The organism is Desulfurellaceae bacterium (assembly GCA_021296095.1).
Lineage (GTDB): Bacteria > Desulfobacterota > Binatia > Bin18 > Bin18 > JAAXHF01.
In genome coordinates, this window is sequence record JAGWBB010000016.1 from 1 (window position 1) to 22,573 (window position 22,573).

Below are 22,573 nucleotides of genomic sequence, written 5' to 3' on the forward strand. Positions count from 1 at the left end.
CAAACGCGCGGTCAGCTTTCTGGGAGCTATCTATCTGGCCGCCTCGGTGATCCTCCTTAACTGATGACACTCCCTAGGGCCTCAGCCGCAGCGTCAGCTGTTCCGTACTCAGCCTCGGGTGCAGGGGCTCGACGTCGCTAGGTGTCGGGGTCCGGCGTTGCGCAGACTCTCTCGGAACCGACGCCGCTCCTGGTCTCCCCGTCCCACACTCCAGGAGCGGAGGCAACACACCGTCCCTTCCCGCGGTGTGTTTACCACCTCCCCGGCCCGGCGGAACCGACCGGGGAGGTGGCCTCACACGTCTGAGAACGGCCACAGTGTCACGCTTGCTGGCCTCCCGTTGAACTCACTTGCCGCCCCCAAAAATAGCGCGAAAGTGCCACAAGAGAGAGACGAGGAGGAGAAAGAACATGGCGGGCCTCTCACACGCCGACCGGTCGGAATTGACGCGCCGGGCCCTGCTCGACGCGGCCCAGGAGTTGTTTGCCGCGCAGGGATATGCCGCCACCTCGGCCGTAGCGATAGCGCGGCGCGCCAAGCGGACCCAGGGTGCGCTGCAATATCACTTCACCGACAAAGCCACGCTCTTCCAAGCCGTGTATGCGGAGCAGAATGCGGCGGTGCTCGACTTCATCGTCGAGCGCATGCAGGCCGCGGACGGGGAGCTGTGGCAGCAGACGGTGGTCGCAGCGGACGCCTATCTGGAAACGGTCACCGACACGCGCCGATTACGCATTTTGTATCTCGATGCCCCGGTCGTGCTGGGCAGGACCGCTCTTCACCGGACCGGGCCGTGGCTCGGCTTGCTCCGCCAACTGTTCGCGCCCCTCCTGGCCACGGGCGTCATCGCGCCGCTGCCGCTCAATCCGTTGATCCATCTGGTCTGGGCGGCCTTATACGAAGCGGGGAACTACGTGGCCTACGCCGCCGATCCGCGCCGGGCGCAGGCCGAGATGCGCACCCTCTTGCTGCGCGCCCTCGACGGACTGCGGCCCAGACCCGAGAGGCGGCCCGATACCGGCTGATACCGGCCACAGTGTCACGCTCGCATGCGGGCCAAGCAGGGCCTCGACCGGCCCGGTGACAGGGAGTGTCCCGAGTCACATGACTCGGGATAGGTGTGGAATTTTTACCTGTTTCTACTACATTATGCCTCAGCAGGACCACGTGCAGCAGCCTGGAGATTCTTCCGCGAGATTCTTCCGCATTGACAGGACTACGCGGCGGGAACGATGTAGGACAGGCGTCATCCACGGGGCTTGCCGGAAGCCGTGCCATGAGCGACCAAGACGCATTCGACCGTATTCTCGCGTCCTTACACGACGCCATGCTCGACGATACCCTGTGGCCAGCCACCTCGGCCCTGATTGATGAAGCCTGTGGCGCCAAGGGCAATGCCCTGCTGGTCGGCGAAGGGCCGAAGCACGCTATCCAGGATCACTTCGTTGGGCTGTCCTACCGGGGGCAGCGCCGCGCAGACTGGGAGCGTGAGTACCTCGAAATCTATCTTCCCATTGCCGAACACGCGCCGCGTTTCCGACAACTGCCCGACAGCCACCTCGTGCACATCACCGACCTGTACACCGCCCAGGAGTTGCAAACCTCACCCACCTACAATGAAGCCTTGTCCAAAGGCGATGCCCAAGACGGCTTGACTGTGCGCCTGGACGGGCCGGGCGGCTCCATCATCTCCTGGAGCCCCCTGGACCCCGTCACCCCGGGCGGCTGAGGGTCTCAACAGCTCGCCATGATCAAGGGAGTGCTACCCCATCTCCGGCAGTTTGTCCGCGTCCGCCAGGCGCTGGCCGGCGCCGAGGCGCTGGGGGCGTCCCTGACCGCCCTGCTCGACAACACCCAGATCGGCATCATCCATCTGGACCAGCGCGGCCAATGACCGCGCCCGAGACCTCCTGCGCCACGGCCAGGGAATGACCGACCAGGGTGGGGTGCTCCGTGCCCAGACGCCGGCGGACCGGCCCCGACTTGCGCGCCTGGTGGCCGCCGCCTTGCCGACCTCCAGCAGCCCCCCCATCAGCGGAACAACGACGCTCCACCGGGGCGCCCTGCTGCCGCGCTTCGTGGTCCACGTCAAACCCGTGGGGGGCGGACAGCAGGGCTATGGCGCGCGGCGCGCTGCCGTGCTGGTACTGGTCGCCGAGCCGGGGCGGCCGCCCTGTATCGATCCCGGTCTGGTGGCCGCCACCCTGGGTCTCACCCCGGGGGAGAGTCAGGTGGCAGTCTGGGTGGCGGAAGGGTGGACGGTGCGCGAGATGGCCGTGGCGACAGGACGCACGGACAAAGCCATCCGCTGGCACCTGCAGCAGATCTACCACAAACAGGGCATCTCACGGCAGGCGGACTTGGTGCGGCTGGTGCTGTCGCTCGCGACAATCGCCTGACCGGGGTAGTCAGGGGCTGGGCCGGCACAATTCTCCGAACGCGGTATTCGGTGCTGGGCCGGCACAATTCTCCGAACGCGGTATTCGGTGCTGGGCTGGTCCCCTGTCCATTCAGCATCGCCTCCCAGCCTTGCCACTGGCGCGATTGAGCCTGGGAGAGGCAGAGGGGGCGCGGCGGCTCTGCCCTGTCTTGCCAAACGGGGAACAGCGGCAAGAATAGGGGCAATGCCGTTTCAGCCGCTCCGACACGTCACCAGCCATCAACACGCCGAGGACATCTCCCTGCTGCTGCAAAGCCTGGGTATGGAGGTGCATATTGACGAGCCCACGCCCCAAGCCGGATGGCTGATCTGGGTCGAGAGCGCCCGCTATGACGAGGCTCGACGGGTGTTGGCAGAGGAGGAGGCCGCAGCGCAGACCCCGGTCGCGGCGGTCCACACCCCGGGGCGATCCGGCGATTTTGCCTGGGTGCTTGGTCTGGTCCTGATCAATATTGCGGCCTGGGCGATCATGGAGCAGCACGGCGGAACCCACGACCGGCACACCCTGCTGCGCTTTGGCGCCGTATACAGCCCGCTGCTGTACGCCGGGGAGTGGTGGCGGCTGGTCACCGCCCAGTTCATCCACATCGGTGTGCGCCATCTGTTCGGCAATATGGCCGCGCTGCTGGTGCTGGGCGGCCTGACCGTGCGGATTCTGGGACCCGGCCGCCTGCTGTTTGTGTACGTCGTAGCCGGGGGGTGCGGCAATCTGGCCGGTTTTGCCTTTGGCTCGGACACGGCGCTCAAGGCCGGGGCCTCGGGCGCGATTTTCGGACTGCTCGGCGCGCTGGCGGGCAGCCGACTGCGCCAGCTGCACCGGCAGTCGGCCTCGGCTCGTCCAGCCCGCTTTAAGCCGTGGCATATTCTCGCTATGGTTCTGGCCTTGTACGGTTTTATCGGCGGGGTCCAGTACCCGTATACCGATCATATCGCCCATTTTGGCGGCATCCTGGGCGGCATGCTGGCCGCCGCCATCCCGACCGCTGCGGAAGACGCGGAGCGGAGGATACAGGCGGGACTCGGGCTGTTGGCCGCCAGCGTGTGCGTGGCGGCCTGGCTGTGGGCGGTGGTGACAGGGCTGCATGCCACATACTGAACGGAAAAGAGGAGGATCAGGCGCGGGCGGGGCGTCTGTGTGCGACCGCGCGGCGCTGCGTGAGGTGGCGATGGCCGCCGAGGCGGAGGGTTACGACTGTATTCTGATCGGCGACCATATCGTGCTGCCGAAGACAATCACCACCCCCTGGCCGTATGAAGAGTATAACGACGGCAAACCCAACTATGACATTTACACCCAGATGGAGTGGCTCGACCCGTTTGACACGGTCGCCTTTATGGCCGGGGTGACGGAGAAAGTGCGGCTGGGCCTGGGGGTGCTGATCGTGCCCTACCGGCATCCCTTTGATGTCGCCCGGCGGGTGGCAACCATCGACATCCTGAGCGGTGGGCGCTTTGTGCCCGGCACCGGAGTCGGCTGGCTGGCCGAGGAGTTCAAACTGCTGGGCGTGCCGTTCGAGCGGCGGGGCAAACGGACCCGCGAATACATCGCGGTGATGAAGGCGCTGTGGACCGAGGACAAGCCGCGCTTCTCGGGCGAGTTCGTGCAGCTGGAGGAGGACGTCAACGTGCTGCCGCGGCCCTTGCAAAAACCCCACCCCCCGATCTGGGTCGGCGGCGAGTCGGTGTATGCCCTGAAACGGGTGGTCGCCTTTGGCGATGGCTGGCATATTGCGCTAAAGAGGAAACGCGTTGTCCTTCAGCATCTATCGGTGAACACGTTTCCTCTTCGCTGACGTTTGAGCAGATTGCGAGCATGCTGGAACAGCTCAAACGCCTGAGCGAAGAGGCCGGCAGAGATTATGCATCCCTGGAACTGACCGCCATGAGTGAAAAGGCAATCGTGATAACTAACGATATCCAGATGAGATCACGATTGCCTTTTTCCGACGCGAATGAGCCAGGACACGATACAGCGCTACCGCGACTTTGGGGTGAAGACCCTGTTTACCGTCCCGCTGAGTCGAGACCCCGACGGCATCGTGCGTGAGGTCCGTGAGTTTGCCAAAAGGGTGCAGGATGCGGGCTAACAGAATGCGGGCTGGCCGGCCCTACTCGTCACGCCGCAGAATCTGATCCAAAGTAATCAGGAGCAGACGCCCGAATCGGGCGTCTCGTCTCTACAGACTCGCCGACGGAACAACGAGCTTCTCGGCCAGCTTTTCAATCTCGCCCCGAATCTTGCTCGGATCGTCGGCAAAACCGCCGACAATCACCTGATCCACCCCGAGATCGCGGTAGCGCTTGATCTGCTCCATCTCCACTGTCGAGCCAAGCCCCGGAGACACCGCAAAGCTTAGCGCCTCGGGGTCACGGCCGGCGGCTGTGGCGTACTCTTTCATGCGCGGGATCTTTTCCTGAGCGGCCTCGAAGCTCACATTCACCCCAAACCAGCCGTCGCCGACCTCACCGACCCGCTTGAGGGCCGGCGTGCTCTCGCCGCCAAAGATAATCGGCGGGTGGGGCTTTTGGACCGGCTTGGGCAGCATGACCGACTTGGGAAAGCTACAGAATTCACCGTTGAATTCGGGTTCGTCCTCGGTCCACAGCAGCTTCATGGCCTGCAAATACTCGCGGGTGCGCTGGGCGCGGCGCGGCCACGGCACCCCGACCGCGTCAAACTCCTCGGCCAGCCAGCCGATGCCGACACCAAAATCGAAGCGTCCGCCGGACAGTTTGTCGAGGCTGGCGACCTCCTTGGCCGTGACCACCGGGTTGCGCTCCGGCACCAGACAGATCCCGGTGCCCAGGCGGATGTTTGTGGTCGTGGCCGCAGCAAACGTCAGGGCCGTGAACGGGTCGAGGATATCGACCTGAGTTGACATCGGCAGCCGGCCGTCCTGGGAGTACGGATACTGGGAGGCGTACTGGTTGATCAGCACCACATGCTCGGGCGCCCACAAGGAGTGGAACCCGGCCTGTTCAGCCGTCTGGGCGGTGACCGTCACGTTCTCGGGCTCGGCCCCAATACCAATTCCCACTGCAAAATAGCCAATCTTCATCGCTGTCCCCTTTCTTCATACAAAAAGGCAATCGTGTAGGTACCACGATTGCCTTTCTAGGTTTTTTCACGCTTGGCCCGGGCCTCACGTCCCTTGTCCGGGGTCGGGTCTTTGACCAGCCCGTAAATCTGGCGGCCCTCATGGTCTTCGGGCAGATGCTCGGTAATCGGCACGCCCTCGGGAGTCACAAACAGCAGACAGTGACAATACTTCCACTGTTTCATCTCGTCGCAGGCGCACACCCACTCGCGGCTGCGCTCGACCTCGGCCTGTTTGTCAGGATAGAAATTGCACGGGCACAGCGGCCGGCCGACCTGGTCGATATTGCTGGCCAGGCCCATGATGACCGACTCGGTGACCTCCTCATCCGGATGGCGCGAGGTACCCGTCTTGTGAAGATACTTCTCCACGTAAATCCGCATCCGCTTGAGGCTTTTTTCCGACGGCTGTTCCATACCGGCGCTCCCTTTCCTCGGCTGGCTGCACGAAGAGGAAACGTGTTCACTAGATTGATGCCGTTGGACAACACGTTTCCTCTTTGTCTAGTATTGTCTGTCTGCGGCAAAAGATAAAGAGCGTGAGAGGCAGCGGCGTGTCACAACCAAAGATTTATGTCACCCGAACCCTTCCCGACCAGGCCCTGGCACTGCTCAGACCGTGCGGGCGGCTGGGGCTGTGGGAGCCGGACGAGGCCGTGCCCCGCGACACCCTGCTGCACGAGGTCCGGGACACGACCGCCCTGCTCAGCATGGTCACCGACCGGGTTGACGACGAGCTGCTCGATCACGCTCCCCAGCTCCGCATCGTGGCCAATATGGCGGTCGGCTATGACAATGTGGACGTGGCGGCCCTGAGCCGTCGCGGGGTGCTGCTGACCAACACGCCGGGCGTCCTGACCCAGACCACCGCGGATCTCAGCTTTGGCTTGATTCTGGGCATTGCCCGGCGCATTGCCGAGGCCGACCGGTTTGTGCGGGACGGGGGCTGGCAGGCGTGGGGGCCGCTCTTTTTTGTCGGCCGCGATGTCCACCACGCCACCCTGGGCATCATCGGTCTGGGCCGGATTGGCACCCAGGTCGCCCAGCGGGCCAGGGGTTTTGACATGCGGGTGATATACACCAACCGGGGCCGGAATCGGGAGGCCGAACAGCGCCTCGGCTGCGTGCGGGTTGATCTGCCGAGCCTGTTGCGGGAGTCCGACTTTGTGAGCGTCCACGCCCCGCTCAGCCCGGACACCCACCACCTGCTGTCGGGCCCGCAGTTTCGGCTGATGAAGAAGACCGCGTTTCTGATCAACGTGGCACGGGGCGGGCTGGTCGATCAGCGCGCCCTGTATGAGGCGCTACGCGACGGGGAGATTGCCGGGGCCGCGCTCGACGTGACCGACCCGGAGCCGATCCCTATGGACGACCCCCTGCTGTCGCTCACAAACTGTCTGATCGTACCCCACATCGGCAGCGCCAGTCTGGCCACCCGGACCCGCATGGCCAGCCTGGCGGCCGAGAACATCACCGCCTTTCTGGCCGGCCAGACACCGCCGACACCGGTCAACCCGGAGGTCTTGACCCCGTCTCAGGGCTGAGGGGCCGGGGAGGTCGACTTCTCCCTCGGCCTGATCTGGTATTTCTGAGCCGCGTGTGACGCAAAAAAGCGGGCGTTGCCGCCCGCTGTGTAATGAAGCCGCCTATAAGGCTGCGGCGCGCGCGTCTTCGCTGATCAGCCGGGCCACGATGGTATCCATGACCGCGTCGGCACGAGCCCAGACTTCTTCGTGTGTCAGGGGCACGATGGGATGCGGCACCGTCACCACCTCATACGAGGGAACGCCCAGGTTGGTGCACTGCACCTTGGCTGCGGCCACAAATTCGGTGGTGGAAATATTGGCGGTCGGAATTCCCTGCTCTTCAAAATAGGCCACGTCGTGCGAACTGCACGAAATGCACGAGCCTCAAGAGCTGACCGCTTCGATGAGCCCCTGGCAGCGGGACACAATATCCTGGCGCGCCTGGGGATTGACGACCCGGGTGGGGGCCGGCTTGGCGTGGCGGACCACCTCGGCCACCCCGTAGCGATCCTTGAGCAGCGTCTCAATGCGATCCAGAAAGATGTTGCTGTTGGGGAAGCCGATGTCTACCAGCGCCAGGGTGGTGCCCCGCAGGCTGGAGAGACGCGGGGCCAGCGCTTTTTCGGCCTTGCCGCTGTAACCAATCGGGTCAAGCATGTCGTCTGCCATGTCGTTCCTCCTTGTCACAAAGCTAGAGTGCTATTTTTTTGCTCACCGGCGTGCTGCCCAGGTCGTCGGCAACCCAGCCGGGAATGGTGACCGAAAAACGGCCTGCGGTGCCGCCCGCAACGACGACCAAGATCGAGTCCGGCGAGCGGAATTTACGGACACGGTCATTGACCACAAAGCCGCCCTTTTCGGCCGCATTCAACAGGCTGGCGCCAAAGCCCTCGCCGCCCTTGTCGCCCGGCCTGAGGTCGTCTATGGCGCGTGTGACCTGTTCGTACAGAAACTGCCGCACGTCTGTGCGTGACCAGCCGTCGGCCGCAATGACCTGGGCGTGCTCCGGGCTCAGGACCAGGATTGTATCGCCAAACAGCGGATAGTTTTTGTAATTCCACAGACCGCCGCCCATGGTCAGGCCGACCGAGTACATCAGCTGTTCGGCGCTCCGGCTCTGAAAGTCGCTGATCTGCTGCGGCCCGCCGCCGGCAAACAGGGTGATGGCCGATTCGTCCTGAGTGAAACCCCGCTCGGTATGGAACGGCGGCCAGGGCGAGTCTTCCTCGTTCTCGCCAATAATCGCGCTGTACTGACCGGGCTGGCCCATGGTCGCCTTGGTCAGCTCATGCGGACGGGCGCCACCGATATTCATGATGGTCAGCCGCAGGGCGCGGCCGATGGTGGCGTTAGGCCGGAAACCGTGGCCGAGCGCGTTATGCCCACAGTTGAGCCCGATGTGCAGCCGGGCCGGGCCGTTGATAATCGCCCACGGCGCTGCGGAAAAGAGGGTGACATTCATGCCGTGGGCGCACAGCCGTTCGTCGCACAGGGCTTCGACACCGGCCAGCACGACCGGAAAATACGTCGGCGCACAGCCGGCCATCACCGCGTTCACCGCCACCCGCTCGACCGTGGCCTCGCCATAGCACGGTCCCAGCACACCGATGAGATCGTCCCTGGCCCGATCCGGCGCGCCGGCCAGCATGCGTTCCACCCGCTCACGGGTCGGCGGTACGGCCGGCAGGCCATCGGTCACCCCCCGCTCGAATAACTGCTCAATGGGATCATCAGCAAGCGTCAATGTGTCAGCTGCGGCGGTCGCCATGACGTGCCCTCCGTTGGCGTCGTAGTCTAAGAGCTTGGATCGGGGATTGCAAGCGCGAAAAGTCTATGGCTACGCAGGCACCTCGCTCTCAGGAGATGATGGAAATCCCGTACTGAGAAAATACCGGATCGGTCGTGACCACTGGCAAATTGTGTAGCTGAGCTACGGCAATAATCATTCGGTCACATGGATCAGCGTGAATAGCGGGTAATTCAGTGGAATGGATGCAGACATCCAAGGTCAACGGCAGCACTTCAATATCGTGATGATCAAGGACGGCTGAGAACCAATCTGAGGGCTGAGCCGGGAGGAAAAGCTTATTTTTTTCGGACTTTGATGCCGATTTCAAAACCGCTGATCGCTAAGACATAAACCATGGGAGCACTGTCAATGCGTTGCAAGGTCGTTTGCGATAATTTTCCTCCTCCCTGAGCCAACCACAAAAGCGCACAGGTATCGAGGATCAACTGCTGCTCTCCGGCCATTCGTCCTCAGTGAGCGCTTCAGTCGGGTCGTAGTCGATATTGATCTTACTCATCACCGGGTGTGGATTGAGCCGACTTCTCTTACGGTGCGGGACCAAGTCAGCCACAGGCTTGCCATTTCGACAGATGTGGATTGCTGTCCCCGTTTCTTCCACCTCGGAGAGCAGAGCCGAGAGCTTTGTTTTCGCTTCGTGTACACTAACGCTCTTCACACAACACCTCTCTTTGGACTTCGAGCCTTAGTGTATCGAGCCCGCTTTTGCAAGCGTTACGAGAAGGGCTATATGAGAGCGACACTCATAAGGTCGTCTTCGAGGGAGGCAGACACCCTGACGGGCGAGCCGGAGAGCAGCGAGGAGGCACAAGCATGGTGGAACGCTTGTTTATAGAGAATGATCGCGTCTTCAATATAGGAAGAGTGGTGGCACTCCTTGCCCTGCTGGCATGCGCCACGCCGTCCGTCGCGCAACAAGCGTTCACAAGCGGGCCACCAGCCCAGCGGGCATTTGAGGAAATCACCGTCACCGCCCGCAAGCAGGAGCAGCGCGCCTTTGACGTGCCGTTGTCGCTATCCGTGCTGCGGGGCGAGGGGCTCGACCGGCTGCGCGCCTCGGGCATGGACATCCGTTTTCTGACCAACCGGGCGCCAAGCCTGCAGGTTGAGTCGGGCTCTGGCCGCGTCTCGCCGCGTTTCTATATTCGCGGCCTAGGCAATACCGACTTCGACATGAACGCCTCCCAGCCGGTTTCGGTCATGCTCGACGGCATTCCGCTGGAGAACCCGTTCCTCAAGGGCATCCCGATCTTCGATGTCGAACGCGTCGAGGTCTTGCGCGGACCCCAGGGGACGCTGTTCGGACGCAACACGCCGGGCGGCATCCTGAAGTTCGAGTCGGCCCTCCCGACCTGGGACCTCGAGGGCTACAGCCGGCTGTCGTACGGACGCTTTAACGGCGTCAACTTCGAGGGAGCGGTGTCCGGTCCGCTGATTCCGTCGGTACCAGCAGCGCGCGCCTCGCTGCTGGTACAGCGCCGGGACGACTGGGTGGACAATAGCTTTACCGACGAGGACGACGCCTTTGCCGGTTACCGCGAGGTTGCCGGCCGTGTGCAGTTCCTCTGGACGCCGGTCGAGAACTTTTTCGGGCGCTTTAAGGTCCAGGTCCGGGACTTCGACGGTGACGCGCGGATGTTCCGGGCAAATGTGGTCAGGCAGGGCCGGTCCGACCTGGGTCCGGGTTTCCGGCGCGACAAGGTCTGGCTGGACGGCAAAAACTCGCAGACCCTGGGCGAACACGGTTTCTCCGCAGAGATGCAGTACACGCTGGGCGACTCCCGCCTGATCTCGCTGACCGGCGGGGAATGGCTCGACAGCTTCTCGCGCGGCGACGTGGACGGCGGCTTTGGCGCGGTGTGGAGTCCGCCCAGCGGGCCGGGCCTGATTCCGTTTCCGTCCGAGACGGCCGACGGCGTCTCTGCTCTGCGCCAACTGACTCAGGAAGTCCGGCTGGAAAGCACGGCCTGGCAGCGCCTGGACTGGCGGGTCGGCTTCTTCTACTTCCACGAGGACATGGAGGCCGAGGGCTTCAGCTACGACACGCTGGCCGGCAACGAGCAGAACGGCTACATCCGCCAACAGCAGCGCACCGAGGCCTGGGCCGTGTTCGGCGCGGCCACCCTGACGCTGACCGAGAAGCTTGAGGTGGCCGCCGGCATACGTGTCTCCGAGGACGACAAGCGCTTCAAGGCCGAACGCCTGGTGTCGCCAATCGGCAGCGGTCCGCTGGGTCCGCTGCGCACAACGGCGCGCGCCCTGGTGCCGAGCTGGGACCTGAGCCTGCGCTACCAAGTGACGCCCGGGATGCAGCCCTATGTGCGCGTTGCCAGCAGCTTTCGCGCCCCCAGCGTTCAGGGCCGGCTGCTGTTCAGCGACGAGGTGAGCGTGGCCGACACCGAGGACATCATCTCGGTCGAGACCGGCCTCAAGCTGCGCCTGTGGCAGCAGCGCCTCCACCTCGACGTGGCGGCCTATCACTTCTGGATGCACGATCAGCAACTCACCGCAGCCGGCGGCGGGACCAACGCCATCCGGCTGCTGAATGCCGAGCGCACTATCGGCCGGGGCGTCGAGGCCGAGGGCTCGCTGAACCTGGGCTACGGCCTGCGTCTGACGGCCGGCATGAGTTACAACTACACCCGGCTGGACGACTCGGACCTGGCGGTCCAGCCGTTCGGCTCGCCCTGCACGGCTGGACCCGCCCGGCGCAGTTCCCGGCACGGTCTCTATCGACGGCAACCGTTTGCCCCAGGCGCCGCGCTGGATCGCCAACGCCAGCCTGAGCTATATGCGGCTGCTGCCCGGCGGCTCGGCGCTGCTGTTCTCGACCGACTGGGCGTACCGCAGCCGCATCAACTTTTTTCTGTACGAGTCGCGCGAGTACCGTGACAACTACCTGCTTGAGGGCGGCCTGCGCCTGGCCTGGCTGTCGGCCGAGGGTGGCCTGGAAGTGGCAGCCTTTGGCCGCAACATCCTGAACGACGTGTCGCGGACCGGCGGTATCGACTTCAACAATCTGACCGGCCACGTCAACGAGCCGCCGGTCTGGGGCATTGAAACGGTCGTACGCTTTTGAGTTGCGCCAAGTCCGGGGAATCGCGTATCTGTGGAGAGATACACCAAGGGGCAGCAACCATGTTGGAACGCTTGAATATACGGAATTATCGCGTCTTCAACGACCTCAAAATCGACCGACTGAGCCGCATTAACCTCATTGCCGGCAAGAACAATTCCGGCAAGACCAGCCTGCTTGAGGCAATCTTTCTGCTGGCTGGGGGCGGAAATGCGAAAATGGCGCTGCATTCTCACGGAGTAGGATTATACCTCGGTTCAAAGACCGGCGAGACCTTGTGGAAACCGATGTTCTCCGAACTGGATATGAGCCGATCCATCGAGATCGTGGGGCATCATAAAACGCTCGGTCAATTGACTCTGGAAATCTCTCTGGAACAACCGCGCACCACTGAGATTTCTCTTGATCGTACTGGCGGCGCCTACTCTAACGCCTATTCCGACGCCTACAAAACGTATGAATGGACGCTCGTCTTTCAGTACACCGACCCCAATGGTCAACAACCCAAAAGCCACATACGCCAGAAGAAGGATGCGTTTGAGATCGAGCCGATTCATACTGATTTCGCGTTCGAGGCAATGATTCTCCCCTCAGGAATTGGCGATATCCGGGAAGAGGCCCAACTTCTGGGAAGGTTGAGAAAATACAAACGAGGTCAGGTGCTCTTGGAAGCCCTTCGAGTCATTGAACCGAGGCTGCAAAGCATTGAGGACAATTCTGCTAGCGGCGCGCCCATGATCTGGGGCGATATCGGGTTACTCGAACTGATACCCTTGTCGGAAATGGGCGAGGGCATGACCCGAGTCGCCCGGCTTATTTTGGCTATAGCTTCCACGCCCGGCGGTGTAATCTTGGCGGATGAGATCGAAAACGGCCTGCACCACTCCATCCTGCCCAAAGTCTGGAAAGTCGTCGATACGGCGGCCAAGCAATTTAAGACGCAGGTTTTTGCCACTACGCATAGCTTTGAATGTGTAGAAGCGGGGCATAAAGCCCTTGGCGCAGAAGGTTTTCTCCTGCATCGGCTTGAAGCCAACGGCACAGAGAACCGCTGTGTCACCTATGAGCCCGAGGAAATTGACGTGGCACTTCGACACAACCTGGAGATTCGCTAGAAATGTCTGAGCCAAGCACGATCGAGTCGAGAATCCAGCTTCTCGTCGAGGGAAACGACCAGCGCAATTTCTTTGAAGCGTTCATTGACCATCTATCACTTGCGGATATTCAGATTCAGAACTTTGGGGGTGTTACCGACCTGCGCCCCTTTCTGTCGATACTTGTGAAGAGGTCGGGATTTCGTGAGACCGTCCAGAGCGTCTGCATCGTTCGAGACGCGGAAACCTCCGCCCAGGCGGCCTTTCAGAGCGTTCAGTCTTCGCTTGAGAAGGCCGGACTTTCCGTGCTGCGGAAGTGGGCTGGCTCCGACACGAGCGTGTACGCACTGGCTGGTGTCCGCCGGCTGAGGACCCGCATGAGGATCGCCTATACCGGCTGTCCCTACGCCACTGATCTCTGTCCGCCGGCCGAGTTTGTCTCGGGAGCGGATACCTGGACTGAGCATCTCATCGGCTGGACGAGCGGCGTCGGTCTGGAAAAAATGCTTGGACAGAACCTCGCGCTGCGGGGTGAATTTCGTTACGTCGGCTACGAGAACCATAGCTGGCTCAGCTTACCCGACGATGGGAAAATCCGGGTTCCGGCGGAAATGGACAGCGACGAGGTAGATCTGTCGTTGAGCTTGGTCTGGTACTTCTGAATCCGGGCTACATCGCTTGCCGGCCCTTGAGAATAAGCGAACTACCTACCAGCCCGATCACGATCCCGAGTATGCCATCGACGTACATCATGACCCAGCCGCCGGCCAGGGCGACGATTGTTCCTAAGACCATCAGATTCATGCGTGCCTCTCAGAGCCAAGCCTCAGGCCCCCATCCCTTTACTCCACAGTAAGGTGTTCAACGATCCGCCCTGCTCATAGTGACAGCCACGCGCCTTCTCTGACAACACCTAGGAGACAAGCGTATCGTATTCAGCGCGAGTACCGATCCAGAACCAAGTGATATCGCCTGCTTCTTCGATTCCTAGAATATCTCAAAGCTCCCGGGCCTTCCCCGTCGCAAACTCCGCGCGAGCCTCGTCGATGAGGCGTTCCAGCTTTCCGGTACGGGCGTCGGCCTCAATCTGTTTGTCCCACAGCTTGTGGTCGAGATCGATAAACCAAGTCCGAAACTTGGCCAAGTCTTCTGGCGATAGGTGCAATACCTGTTGCTCAAGCCGTTCAAGTTCGCTCATGTTTCACACCTCACCTGTGGTCGTTCTTCATAGCGCCTGCGCCCCACGCTGAATCTCGATCCCATATTTCTCAATCTTGCGATACAGGCGCTGCCGGTCAATGCCGAGCAGTCGCGCCGCCTCGTTCTTATTGCCCCGACTCTTGCCCAGGGCGGCGGCGATGAGGCTCTTTTCCATCTCTTCCAGGCTCGGCAGCCGGGCCTCAGCCTGAAACGGGGGCGGTGCCTCGTGCAAGCCGGCAATCGGCTCCGGCAAGTCGCCAAGCCCAATCTCGTGCCCCGGACACAGCGCAAACAAACGCTCGATCACGTTCTGCAACTCCCGAATGTTGCCGGGCCAGGCATAGGCTTGCAGCTTGGCCAGCGCCTGGGGCGCAATCGTTTTGGGCTCGACCTTGTAGGCCGCACTGAACGCGGCAATGAAATGGTCGATCAAGAGCGGAATATCCTCACTCCGCTGGCGTAAGGGCGGCAGATGGATGGGGATCACGTTCAGCCGATAGAACAGGTCTTCCCGGAACGCGCCGTCTTCGACCGCCTGGGACAGGTCGCGGTTGCTGGCCGCAATAATCCGCACATCGACGCTGACCGGTTTGCTGGCGCCGAGCGGGGAGACCTCGCGCTCCTGGATGGCGCGCAGAAACTTGACCTGCAGGGCGAGCGGGATCTCGGCGATTTCGTCCAGGAACAGGGTTCCGTCGTGGGCGGCTTGAAACACCCCGTTGTGATCGGCAATCGCGCCGGTAAAGGCGCCCCGGCGGTGCCCGAAGAGCTGACTGTCGAGCAGGGTCTCTGACATCGCCCCGCAGTTGAGGGCTACAAACGGCTGGGCGGCCAAGGGCCCCTTTTGGTGGATTGTGCGGGCCACCAGCTCCTTGCCGGTGCCACTCTCGCCAGTGATCACGACCGTGCTCTTGTTGGTGCTGACCGCCTGAATCACCGCGTAGATGTCCCGCATGACCGGACTCTGACCGATCAGCTCGCCAAACTTCTTATACGCCCAGACCTCGCGTCGCAGCTGGCTGACCTCTTGCTGCAAGCGTCTGGTTTCGAGCAGCTTCTCGACCTTGATGAGCAGCGCGTCCGGGTTACACGGTTTGGTCAGATAGTCGGCCGCCCCGCACTGCATGGCCTCGACCGCGCTCTCAATAGTCCCGTGTCCGGTCAGAACAATGACGGCACAGCCCCGCTCCTCAATATTCATGCGGCGCAGCAGCTGCATGCCGTCCATGACCGGCATTTTCAGGTCGGTGATGACAATGTCGAACGGGCCGGCGTCGAGTTGGCGCAGCGCCTCGCGGCCGTTGCCCGCAGTGCTGACCACATAGCCCCGGCGCTGCAGAATCCTGGCCTGGGTTTTGGCCATGTTGATTTCGTCTTCAACCAACAGGACTCGGGCAGACATGGCAGTCCTGGCCCCCTCTGCTCCCCGTCTCCGGCCCTAGGTCGCACCTGCGGCCGGAAGTTTGTGGCTGGGGGAGATGATGGCGTCCTGGTGACACGGGCAGGGCAGGTCGATCAGAAAAGTCGTACCCCGCTCCGGCTCACTCTGGACGGTGATATTGCCCCGGTAGCGCTTGAGCACCGAATGCACGACCGATAGGCCCAGACCCGTGCCCTGGCCCGGCTCCTTGGTGGTGAAAAACGGGTTGAAGATATCCTTAAGGTGCTCCCGGGCGATGCCGACTCCGGTATCGCCAAATTCGATCCGGACTTGCGTGGGGTCGTGTCGCTGGGTGCGAACCCGGAGTTGTCCGCCCCGGGGCATGGCCTGAACGGCGTTGGTGATCAGGTTCAAAAACACCTGCCGCAGGGCATTCTGGTTGGCAAAACACGTCCCCACCTCGCCCCACGCGGTCTGGACGGTGACCTGATGGTTGGCCAGGTATTTCTGCATCAGCTGGAGCGTCTTGCGCAGCAGATCGTTCAGATCAACCGCCTCCAACTCGGTGCCGCTGTCGCGCGAAAACTCCAGCAGGTTGGTGATGATTTCCTGGGCGCGGGCGATTTCTTCCTTGGCAATCTGAAGGTCTTCGCCGATTTCGGGCTTGTCGGTATCGACAATCTGGCCCAGATCGTAGATCGCGTTCAGGATAATGCCCAGCGGATTCCGAATCTCGTGCGCGATCCCGGCCGCCAGCTGACCGATCGCCGCCATCTTTTCCGACTGGATGAGCTGGCTCTCCAGCCGTTTATGGGTTTCCTGCTCGTTGCGCAGGGCTTCCTCGTGGGCCTCAACAAAAAAATCGGTGATATGCAGGATGCGCTCGGAGAATTCCTGATCCAGCAGGCTGGCCAGCTCGGCCAGGCGTTTGCGATCCGCGGCATAGGCCGTCTGCAAGCGTTCGAGCAGCAACAGCCGGATCTTCATCTGCCCGGATAAAAATCGGGAAGCGGGCGAGTGCGAGATGAACCCGTGCCGGGCGTGCTGGTAGAGATAGGCGTAGGTCTCGGTGTTGGACGGATCTTCGATATGCGTGGCCCAACGCGCCAGGGCGTCGTACATATTCCGGGAGATCTCCGGCATCAGGCTGGCCTGAATATCAAACACCGGCGCGATGCGCGCCGTCCATTCCGAGACGACCTCGGCCGCGTGGCTGCGGATGAAGGCCGCCAGCTCGGTCCGCAGCGGGTTGCGTCGGCGCGGCCAGGGGATCAGCGCACAGCCGCGCATATAGTTTGCAATCCGTCGCAGGTGGGCTGCGAGTGGCTGTTCAAAAAGCGGCACACCGGACTCCTTTTTCCTCTCCCCTAGCGCCTCCGGAGGGGTGAAACAAGCCCTTGACGGCTCTTCATTTTCTGGCCTGTCCTGGCTATGCTGAGCGGCCCTCGGTTGCCGAGACGACCGAAGTCGGCGCAACCTCGTGCGCGCATAGATGTTTGATGAAGCACCACACGCATTCTGTTGGGGAGGACCCCGATGTGCAGCTCATGCTGCGCTTTCAGAATGGAGACATGCAGGCATTCGATGCCCTCTTCCAGAAATATGCTCCGGCGCTCGTCAACTTTGCGGCCCAGTTCCTCGGCAATCGCGCCCGGGCCGAGGAAATTGCCCAGGACGTGCTGCTCAGAGTCTACGGCCAGCGGGACCGCTATCAACCCACCGCCAAGTTTTCGACCTGGCTGTTCAAGATTGCCCAGAATCATTGTCTCAACGAGGTGCGCAGGCGAGAGTACAAGCTGCGGCGTGAACCGCTTGATCCGCAGGAGGGGCAGCCCGAGCCGAACCTGCCGAGTCCGCAGGCAGGCCCCGAGCAGGTCTTGGAGGGAGAAGAGCTAGCAGCTAGAATACGCGGGATATTGCTCGCAATGCCAGACAATCAACGGACGGCGATTTTGCTCAGCCGCCAGGAAGGGATGTCCTACCAAGAGGTCGCCACAGTCATCGGGTGCACCCAGAAGGCTGTCAAAAGCCTGGTTTTTCGCGCCACCCAACGCCTCAGGGCAGGACTCCAGGACATAATGGACGAGGATGAAGCCTAGCCGAGAAACCCAGGTCACGCCGGAGCTGGTGGCCTATCTTGACGGCGAACTCTCGGAGCGGGACCACAGGCGGGTTGCCGCAGCCGTGGGAGACTCCATGCCCCTGCGGGAGGAAGCCACCCGTTTTGCGCGGGTAGGCGCTGTGGTCGCCGGGCTGGAGCGGGTCGCCCCGTCCGCAGACTTTGCCGCCACTTTTCGGCGACGGCTTGAGCGTGAGGGCCGGCTTGAGCCCGAGTCGCGGCTCGACCGCTGGCGCCGAGCATGGTCCGCATGGCAAGCCGGAACAGGCTGGAGACTGGACACTCGGGACTGGACGCCGGTCTTGGTGCCGGTCGCCAGCCTGCTCATTATTCTGGCGACCCTGTTCTCGGGCACACTCTCGTCGATGCCCTCTCCCCAGCTGACCCGGTCGGAGCGGATTCTGGCTCAGACGGAGGCGATGCGCGCGAGGGCTGTCCTGGCGGACGACTCATCCCGCCTTCCTCCCCCGTCCGAGCCTCGGCCCCAGTCAGAGCGGATTCCGACTCAGGTGGTGGAAAACGCGGCTTTTTTCCGTGACTACTGGCTCACCGCGCGCCTGGAGCGCTGGACCCATTTTGAGGACATCATGCGCACCCGGGTTCCGCGCCGTCCCGACAGCCTGACCCAGGAGCAGCTGCCCCCCCCGCTCATTGAGAACCCCAGCTTTTTTATGCATTATCAGATTCTGCGCCGGATGGAGCAGTTTCGGCATTTTGAATCCGTCCAGAGTCTGCCGTTTGATCGGGCAGACCAACGGCAAGGCTGAGCACTCGAGCGAGGAACAGGTATGGAGTCTCCACACATCATCCGAGGCGTCGTGGCCGGCGCGCTGCCGCTCATCCTGACGCTGGCCTGTTGGCCGGGACGAGCCGCAGCGGACGACGATTCTTTCCGACTCAGCCCGGTTGACCAGGGCTGGGAGGAGATGTCGCCGACTGAGCGGGAACGAGCCCTGAGGAACTTTCGGCGCTTCGAGCAGCTGCCCGAAGACCGCAAACAAGACCTGCAAGAGGCGTATGACGCCTGGCAGCAGCTGCCCGCGGCAGAGCGTGAGCGCCTTCGACACAACTATCGGCGCTACCGCGAAATGAATTCCTACGAAAAAGAAGAATTCCGCCTCAAGTACAGGCACTGGCAGTCGCAGCGGCGCTGACCGCCCCCGCCTGCCCCTGTTTCCCATCGTTCTATCACTCTCACCTGTCTGTGACCCTTTCTTCGGTCGGGTTTGACCGCTAGGATGGGCGGCTATGGCCTCTTCAGACCCTGCTCTTCCTCCTGTATCTCCGCTTGCCCAGGACCTGCTGTGCCTGCTGTCCGAGCGCATCCTGCTGTTCGACGGGGCGATGGGCACCTCGATCCAAGACCGCCACCCCGATGCCGCCGCGTTTGGCGGACCTGACTACGAGGGCTGTAACGAACACCTGGTACTCACCGCTCCGCACCTCATTACCGATATCCATGTCGGGTTTCTCGAAGCCGGCTCCGACATTATTGAGACGAATACCTTTGGCGCAACCCGCGTCGTCCTGGCCGAATACGGGCTTGAGGGCACTGCCACAGAGATCAACCGGGCTGCGGCCGAAATCGCCCGGCAGGCGGCCGACCGCTATAGCACGCCGGCCAAACCCCGCTTTGTGGCCGGCTCCATGGGCCCGACAACGAAGACGATCTCGGTGACCGGCGGGGTGACGTTTGCCGAGATGCGGGCCGCGTATGCCGAACAGGCCGAGGGGCTCGTACGCGGCCGGGCTGACCTGCTCATCCTTGAGACCGCCCAAGACGCGCTCAACCTGAAGGCCGGTCTGCTCGGCATTGATGACGCGTTCTCCACGCTCGGCCTACAGGTGCCGGTGGTTGTGTGCGGCACAATCGAAACCATGGGCACCACCCTGGCCGGTCAGGGCGTTGAGGCGCTGTACGTCTCGTTGGCCCACAGAGAGCTGCTGGCCATGGGTCTCAACTGCGCGACCGGCCCGGACTTCATGACCGACCATCTGCGCAGCCTGTCCGAGCTGTCCCGCTTTCCGGTCATGTGCATGCCGAACGCGGGTCTGCCAGATGAAGACGGACACTACAACGAATCCCCCCAGCTGCTGAGCGCCAAGCTGGAACGCTTTGTCGATCAGGGCTGGGTCAACATGATCGGCGGCTGCTGCGGCACCACCCCGGCCCATCTGCGGCTCCTGGCCGACATGCTTGACAGCAAGAAGCCGCGCCAGCACCGCCCGCCACGCCGCAGCGTTGTGTGCGGTCTCGAACCGCTGGTGATCGACGAAGACAAGCGGCCGGTCCTGGTCGGAGAACGGACCAACGTGATTGGCTCGCGGAAATTCAAACGCCTGATCAGCGACGGGGCGTTTGAAGAGGCGTCCGAGATTGGACGGCGGCAGGTCCGGGGCGGCGCCCAGGTGCTTGACGTGTGTCTGGCCGACCCCGACCGCGAAGAACAGCAGGACATGACGACCTTTCTGGACATCCTGGTCAAAAAGGTCAAAGCCCCGCTGATGATCGACTCGACCGATGCGCGGGTCATCGAGGCCGCGCTTGAGCGCTGCCAGGGCAAGGCGATCATCAACTCGATCAACCTCGAAGACGGTGAGGAGCGCTTTCAACACATCGTCCCGCTGCTCAAACGCTACGGCGCGGCCGTGGTCGTCGGCTGTATTGACGAAGACCCGGTTCAGGGCATGGCGGTCACCCGCCAGCGCAAGCTCGATATCGCCCGGCGCAGCTACGAGCTGCTGACCCGGCAGTACGGCCTGGACCCGGAAGACCTGATCTTCGATCCGCTGGTGTTTCCGCTCGGCACCGGCGACCGCAACTATATTGGTGCGGGGCAGGAAACGGTCGAGGGCGTGCGGCTGATCAAAGACGCTCTTCCCGCCTGCAAAACCATCCTCGGCATCAGCAATGTCTCCTTTGGCCTACCGCCGGCCGGCCGTGAGGTGCTGAACTCGGTCTTTTTGTACGACTGTGTCAAAGCCGGCCTGGATATGGCGATCGTCAATAGCGAAAAGCTGGAGCGCTACGCCTCAATTCCAGAAGAAGAACGCCGGCTGTCAGAGGACCTGATCTACTGGCGGGGCGCCGATCCGGTGGCGGCCTTTGCCGACCATTTCCGGCAGCGCAAAACAAGCCCAAAGGCGGAGATGGGCAGAGACCTGCCGCTCGACGAACGCCTGGCGCGCTATATCGTTGAGGGCTCCAAAGACGGGCTGATCAACGACCTGAACGAGGCGCTCCAAGACCGCCAACCGCTCGATATCATCAACGGCCCGCTCATGGCCGGCATGGATGAGGTCGGCCGCCTGTTCAATAACAACGAACTCATTGTGGCCGAGGTGTTGCAGAGCGCCGAGTCGATGAAGGCTGCGGTCGCCCACCTTGAGCCGTTCATGGAAAAAGCGGCTGAGGCGCTCAAAGGCACGGTCATGCTGGCGACGGTCAAGGGTGACGTGCACGATATCGGCAAGAACCTGGTTGAGATCATCCTGGGCAACAACGGCTATCGGGTCGTCAATCTGGGCATTAAGGTCGCCCCGGAAACCCTGATTGCGGCTCACCGGGAACATCGGCCCGATATCATCGGCCTGTCCGGTCTGCTGGTCAAATCCGCCCAGCAGATGGTGGTGACGGCCCAGGATCTGCACAACGCGGGCGTGCGCTGCCCGATTCTGGTTGGCGGGGCCGCCCTGACCGCCCGGTTTACCGCCAACAAAATCGCCCCCGAGTACGAGGAGTTGGTGTGTTATGCCAACGACGCGATGAACGGGCTCGATCTGGCCAACCAGCTGCTCGACCCCGACAAACGCCCTCACCTGGTCCGAAAAATCGCGGCCGAACGGAAACGGTTGGCGCGACCGACGGCCGAGCCGGCACGCGTCGCCAGCAACGGACAGTCGGCGCCGCAAACGTCGTCGGTGACCCATGCCCAGCCCATACCCAGTCCGCCAGACCTGCGTGTGCACGTGATTGAGGATCACGACCTGGAAGAGATTTTCACCTATATCAACCCGACCATGCTGTACGGCAAACACCTGGGCCTCAAGGGCAACCTCGACACCCTGCTCGAACAGCAGGATGACAAGGCCGTGGCGCTACACGCCCAGGTGCGCGCCCTGCAGGATCGCGTGGTGGCGAAAAACCTGATGCGCGCCAAGGCGGTCTATAAGTTCTTTCCGGCCCAGTCTGAGGGCAATACGCTGCTGGTGTACAACGCGGCCGGCAGTCAGGTGGTCGAGACCTTCACGTTTCCGCGCCAGCTGCACGGCCAGGGGCTGTGTCTGAGCGATTTTGTGGCCCCACGAACCGCCGGCCGGATGGATTATATTGCGCTCTTTGCGCTGACCTGCGGCGGCGGCATCCGTGTGCTGTCGGAGGGCTACAAACAGGCCGGGCAGTATTTCGCCTCACACGCCGTGCAAGCCCTGGCGATTGAGAGCGCCGAGGGGTTTGCCGAACTCCTGCACCGGCGCCTGCGCGAAATGTGGGGCTTTGCCGACCCGGCCGACCTGAGCATGCGCGACCGCTTCAAGGCCCGCTATCGGGGGGTGCGGGTCAGCTTCGGCTATCCGGCCTGCCCACGTTTGGAAGACCAGCGCATCCTGTTTCGGCTCTTGCCCACAGACAGTATCGGCCTCCAGCTGACCGAAGGCTGCATGATGGAGCCGGAGGCGTCGGTGTCGGCCCTCGTGTTCCACCATCCCCAGGCGCGCTATTTCAGTATCCTGGAAGACGAGCTGAGTGCCTTCGAGCAGCGGCTGAGCGCCGTCGATTGACACACGCGGCACCAGCCCTCGTACCGCGTTGAGATGGTTGACACCCGGGACCTT

Annotated in this window: 26 protein-coding genes; 15 read left to right on the top strand and 11 right to left on the bottom strand. The window is 62.5% G+C overall.

The features are described from left to right. Positions 1-410 precede the first annotated feature (410 nt). From J4F42_05400 to J4F42_05425, 6 genes are all read left to right on the top strand, one after another. A complete protein-coding gene (locus J4F42_05400; protein ID MCE2484926.1) occupies positions 411-1,025 on the top strand; it encodes a TetR/AcrR family transcriptional regulator in 615 nt (204 codons plus the stop codon). A 251-nt stretch (positions 1,026-1,276) separates the two neighbouring features. Further along, positions 1,277-1,729: a hypothetical protein gene (locus J4F42_05405; GenBank protein ID MCE2484927.1), complete on the top strand. Its 453-nt coding sequence runs from the start codon at positions 1,277-1,279 to the stop codon at positions 1,727-1,729. 18 nt (positions 1,730-1,747) lie between these two features. Then, positions 1,748-1,894 carry a hypothetical protein gene (locus J4F42_05410; GenBank protein ID MCE2484928.1) on the top strand — a complete coding sequence of 49 codons (147 nt, stop codon included), beginning with the start codon at positions 1,748-1,750 and terminating at the stop codon, positions 1,892-1,894. A 34-nt stretch (positions 1,895-1,928) separates the two neighbouring features. Then, positions 1,929-2,399 carry a helix-turn-helix transcriptional regulator gene (locus J4F42_05415; protein ID MCE2484929.1) on the top strand — a complete coding sequence of 157 codons (471 nt, stop codon included), beginning with the start codon at positions 1,929-1,931 and terminating at the stop codon, positions 2,397-2,399. A gap of 225 nt (positions 2,400-2,624) precedes the next feature. After that, the gene (locus J4F42_05420) at positions 2,625-3,536 is read left to right on the top strand and encodes a rhomboid family intramembrane serine protease (GenBank protein ID MCE2484930.1); all 912 of its coding nucleotides are present in this window, start codon (positions 2,625-2,627) and stop codon (positions 3,534-3,536) included. 37 nt (positions 3,537-3,573) lie between these two features. Next, positions 3,574-4,233, top strand: a complete 660-nt coding sequence (locus tag J4F42_05425) for a TIGR03619 family F420-dependent LLM class oxidoreductase (GenBank protein ID MCE2484931.1) — start codon at positions 3,574-3,576, stop codon at positions 4,231-4,233. Positions 4,234-4,617: 384 nt separating this feature from the next. Here J4F42_05425 and J4F42_05430 read toward each other — a convergent pair whose 3' ends face one another. After that, positions 4,618-5,499, bottom strand: coding sequence for an LLM class F420-dependent oxidoreductase (locus tag J4F42_05430; GenBank protein MCE2484932.1), 882 nt, complete (start codon positions 5,497-5,499; stop codon positions 4,618-4,620). Between the two features lie 56 nt (positions 5,500-5,555). Continuing rightward, a complete protein-coding gene (locus tag J4F42_05435; GenBank protein MCE2484933.1) occupies positions 5,556-5,954 on the bottom strand; it encodes a hypothetical protein in 399 nt (132 codons plus the stop codon). A 137-nt stretch (positions 5,955-6,091) separates the two neighbouring features. On the opposite strand from J4F42_05435, the gene J4F42_05440 reads away from it, so the two are divergent. Continuing rightward, positions 6,092-7,081 carry a D-glycerate dehydrogenase gene (locus J4F42_05440; GenBank protein ID MCE2484934.1) on the top strand — a complete coding sequence of 330 codons (990 nt, stop codon included), beginning with the start codon at positions 6,092-6,094 and terminating at the stop codon, positions 7,079-7,081. 102 nt (positions 7,082-7,183) lie between these two features. Here the strand turns inward: J4F42_05440 and J4F42_05445 are convergent, their stop codons facing one another. The 6 genes from J4F42_05445 to J4F42_05470 form a co-directional block, all read right to left on the bottom strand. Next, positions 7,184-7,417: a hypothetical protein gene (locus tag J4F42_05445; GenBank protein ID MCE2484935.1), complete on the bottom strand. Its 234-nt coding sequence runs from the start codon at positions 7,415-7,417 to the stop codon at positions 7,184-7,186. Positions 7,418-7,447: 30 nt separating this feature from the next. Next, a complete protein-coding gene (locus J4F42_05450) occupies positions 7,448-7,732 on the bottom strand; it encodes a hypothetical protein (protein ID MCE2484936.1) in 285 nt (94 codons plus the stop codon). 22 nt (positions 7,733-7,754) lie between these two features. Further along, the gene (locus J4F42_05455) at positions 7,755-8,831 is read right to left on the bottom strand and encodes a hypothetical protein (GenBank protein MCE2484937.1); all 1,077 of its coding nucleotides are present in this window, start codon (positions 8,829-8,831) and stop codon (positions 7,755-7,757) included. A gap of 88 nt (positions 8,832-8,919) precedes the next feature. Next, positions 8,920-9,180, bottom strand: a complete 261-nt coding sequence (locus J4F42_05460; GenBank protein ID MCE2484938.1) for a type II toxin-antitoxin system VapC family toxin — start codon at positions 9,178-9,180, stop codon at positions 8,920-8,922. Continuing rightward, positions 9,149-9,316 carry a hypothetical protein gene (locus J4F42_05465; GenBank protein MCE2484939.1) on the bottom strand — a complete coding sequence of 56 codons (168 nt, stop codon included), beginning with the start codon at positions 9,314-9,316 and terminating at the stop codon, positions 9,149-9,151. The genes J4F42_05460 and J4F42_05465 overlap by 32 nt, the downstream gene beginning before the upstream one ends. Further along, positions 9,295-9,528, bottom strand: a complete 234-nt coding sequence (locus J4F42_05470; protein MCE2484940.1) for a type II toxin-antitoxin system prevent-host-death family antitoxin — start codon at positions 9,526-9,528, stop codon at positions 9,295-9,297. The genes J4F42_05465 and J4F42_05470 overlap by 22 nt, the downstream gene beginning before the upstream one ends. A gap of 209 nt (positions 9,529-9,737) precedes the next feature. On the opposite strand from J4F42_05470, the gene J4F42_05475 reads away from it, so the two are divergent. From J4F42_05475 to J4F42_05490, 4 genes are read left to right on the top strand one after another with little or no spacing between them, the layout of a single operon-like run. Next, the gene (locus tag J4F42_05475) at positions 9,738-11,762 is read left to right on the top strand and encodes a TonB-dependent receptor (GenBank protein MCE2484941.1); all 2,025 of its coding nucleotides are present in this window, start codon (positions 9,738-9,740) and stop codon (positions 11,760-11,762) included. After that, positions 11,662-11,949 (top strand): hypothetical protein, encoded by a 288-nt coding sequence (locus tag J4F42_05480; GenBank protein MCE2484942.1) that lies wholly within the window; start codon positions 11,662-11,664, stop codon positions 11,947-11,949. The genes J4F42_05475 and J4F42_05480 overlap by 101 nt, the downstream gene beginning before the upstream one ends. 59 nt (positions 11,950-12,008) lie before the next feature. Further along, the gene (locus J4F42_05485) at positions 12,009-13,061 is read left to right on the top strand and encodes an ATP/GTP-binding protein (protein ID MCE2484943.1); all 1,053 of its coding nucleotides are present in this window, start codon (positions 12,009-12,011) and stop codon (positions 13,059-13,061) included. A 2-nt stretch (positions 13,062-13,063) separates the two neighbouring features. Next, positions 13,064-13,702: a hypothetical protein gene (locus J4F42_05490; protein MCE2484944.1), complete on the top strand. Its 639-nt coding sequence runs from the start codon at positions 13,064-13,066 to the stop codon at positions 13,700-13,702. A 335-nt stretch (positions 13,703-14,037) separates the two neighbouring features. Here J4F42_05490 and J4F42_05495 read toward each other — a convergent pair whose 3' ends face one another. From J4F42_05495 to J4F42_05505, 3 genes are read right to left on the bottom strand one after another with little or no spacing between them, the layout of a single operon-like run. Beyond that, the gene (locus J4F42_05495) at positions 14,038-14,238 is read right to left on the bottom strand and encodes a hypothetical protein (GenBank protein MCE2484945.1); all 201 of its coding nucleotides are present in this window, start codon (positions 14,236-14,238) and stop codon (positions 14,038-14,040) included. A 27-nt stretch (positions 14,239-14,265) separates the two neighbouring features. Continuing rightward, the gene (locus tag J4F42_05500) at positions 14,266-15,642 is read right to left on the bottom strand and encodes a sigma-54-dependent Fis family transcriptional regulator (protein ID MCE2484946.1); all 1,377 of its coding nucleotides are present in this window, start codon (positions 15,640-15,642) and stop codon (positions 14,266-14,268) included. Between the two features lie 36 nt (positions 15,643-15,678). Continuing rightward, complete coding sequence (locus J4F42_05505; GenBank protein ID MCE2484947.1) at positions 15,679-16,965, bottom strand: GHKL domain-containing protein; 1,287 nt, start codon at positions 16,963-16,965, stop codon at positions 15,679-15,681. A 194-nt stretch (positions 16,966-17,159) separates the two neighbouring features. Here J4F42_05505 and J4F42_05510 point away from each other — a divergent pair, with 194 nt between their 5' ends. The 4 genes from J4F42_05510 (at position 17,160) to metH (ending at position 22,519) form a co-directional block, all read left to right on the top strand. Next, positions 17,160-17,720 carry an RNA polymerase sigma factor gene (locus J4F42_05510; protein MCE2484948.1) on the top strand — a complete coding sequence of 187 codons (561 nt, stop codon included), beginning with the start codon at positions 17,160-17,162 and terminating at the stop codon, positions 17,718-17,720. Further along, a complete protein-coding gene (locus J4F42_05515; GenBank protein MCE2484949.1) occupies positions 17,710-18,507 on the top strand; it encodes a hypothetical protein in 798 nt (265 codons plus the stop codon). The genes J4F42_05510 and J4F42_05515 overlap by 11 nt, the downstream gene beginning before the upstream one ends. 21 nt (positions 18,508-18,528) lie before the next feature. Continuing rightward, complete coding sequence (locus tag J4F42_05520) at positions 18,529-18,894, top strand: DUF3106 domain-containing protein (protein ID MCE2484950.1); 366 nt, start codon at positions 18,529-18,531, stop codon at positions 18,892-18,894. Positions 18,895-18,988: 94 nt separating this feature from the next. Then, positions 18,989-22,519, top strand: coding sequence for a methionine synthase (gene metH / locus J4F42_05525; GenBank protein ID MCE2484951.1), 3,531 nt, complete (start codon positions 18,989-18,991; stop codon positions 22,517-22,519). Positions 22,520-22,573: the final 54 nt, after the last annotated feature.

Excerpts from the sequence above, each read along its gene's own strand:
- J4F42_05400 (MCE2484926.1), top strand. The coding sequence starts at position 411 with ATGGCGGGCCTCTCACACGCCGACCGGTCGGAATTGACGCGCCGGGCC.
- J4F42_05405 (MCE2484927.1), top strand. The coding sequence starts at position 1,277 with ATGAGCGACCAAGACGCATTCGACCGTATTCTCGCGTCCTTACACGAC.
- J4F42_05410 (MCE2484928.1), top strand. The coding sequence starts at position 1,748 with ATGATCAAGGGAGTGCTACCCCATCTCCGGCAGTTTGTCCGCGTCCGC.
- J4F42_05415 (MCE2484929.1), top strand. The coding sequence starts at position 1,929 with ATGACCGACCAGGGTGGGGTGCTCCGTGCCCAGACGCCGGCGGACCGG.
- J4F42_05420 (MCE2484930.1), top strand. The coding sequence starts at position 2,625 with ATGCCGTTTCAGCCGCTCCGACACGTCACCAGCCATCAACACGCCGAG.
- J4F42_05430 (MCE2484932.1), bottom strand. The coding sequence starts at position 5,499 with ATGAAGATTGGCTATTTTGCAGTGGGAATTGGTATTGGGGCCGAGCCC.
- J4F42_05435 (MCE2484933.1), bottom strand. The coding sequence starts at position 5,954 with ATGGAACAGCCGTCGGAAAAAAGCCTCAAGCGGATGCGGATTTACGTG.
- J4F42_05450 (MCE2484936.1), bottom strand. The coding sequence starts at position 7,732 with ATGGCAGACGACATGCTTGACCCGATTGGTTACAGCGGCAAGGCCGAA.
- J4F42_05455 (MCE2484937.1), bottom strand. The coding sequence starts at position 8,831 with ATGGCGACCGCCGCAGCTGACACATTGACGCTTGCTGATGATCCCATT.
- J4F42_05465 (MCE2484939.1), bottom strand. The coding sequence starts at position 9,316 with ATGGCCGGAGAGCAGCAGTTGATCCTCGATACCTGTGCGCTTTTGTGG.
- J4F42_05480 (MCE2484942.1), top strand. The coding sequence starts at position 11,662 with ATGCGGCTGCTGCCCGGCGGCTCGGCGCTGCTGTTCTCGACCGACTGG.
- J4F42_05485 (MCE2484943.1), top strand. The coding sequence starts at position 12,009 with ATGTTGGAACGCTTGAATATACGGAATTATCGCGTCTTCAACGACCTC.
- J4F42_05490 (MCE2484944.1), top strand. The coding sequence starts at position 13,064 with ATGTCTGAGCCAAGCACGATCGAGTCGAGAATCCAGCTTCTCGTCGAG.
- J4F42_05495 (MCE2484945.1), bottom strand. The coding sequence starts at position 14,238 with ATGAGCGAACTTGAACGGCTTGAGCAACAGGTATTGCACCTATCGCCA.
- J4F42_05500 (MCE2484946.1), bottom strand. The coding sequence starts at position 15,642 with ATGTCTGCCCGAGTCCTGTTGGTTGAAGACGAAATCAACATGGCCAAA.
- J4F42_05515 (MCE2484949.1), top strand. The coding sequence starts at position 17,710 with ATGAAGCCTAGCCGAGAAACCCAGGTCACGCCGGAGCTGGTGGCCTAT.
- J4F42_05520 (MCE2484950.1), top strand. The coding sequence starts at position 18,529 with ATGGAGTCTCCACACATCATCCGAGGCGTCGTGGCCGGCGCGCTGCCG.
- metH (MCE2484951.1), top strand. The coding sequence starts at position 18,989 with ATGGCCTCTTCAGACCCTGCTCTTCCTCCTGTATCTCCGCTTGCCCAG.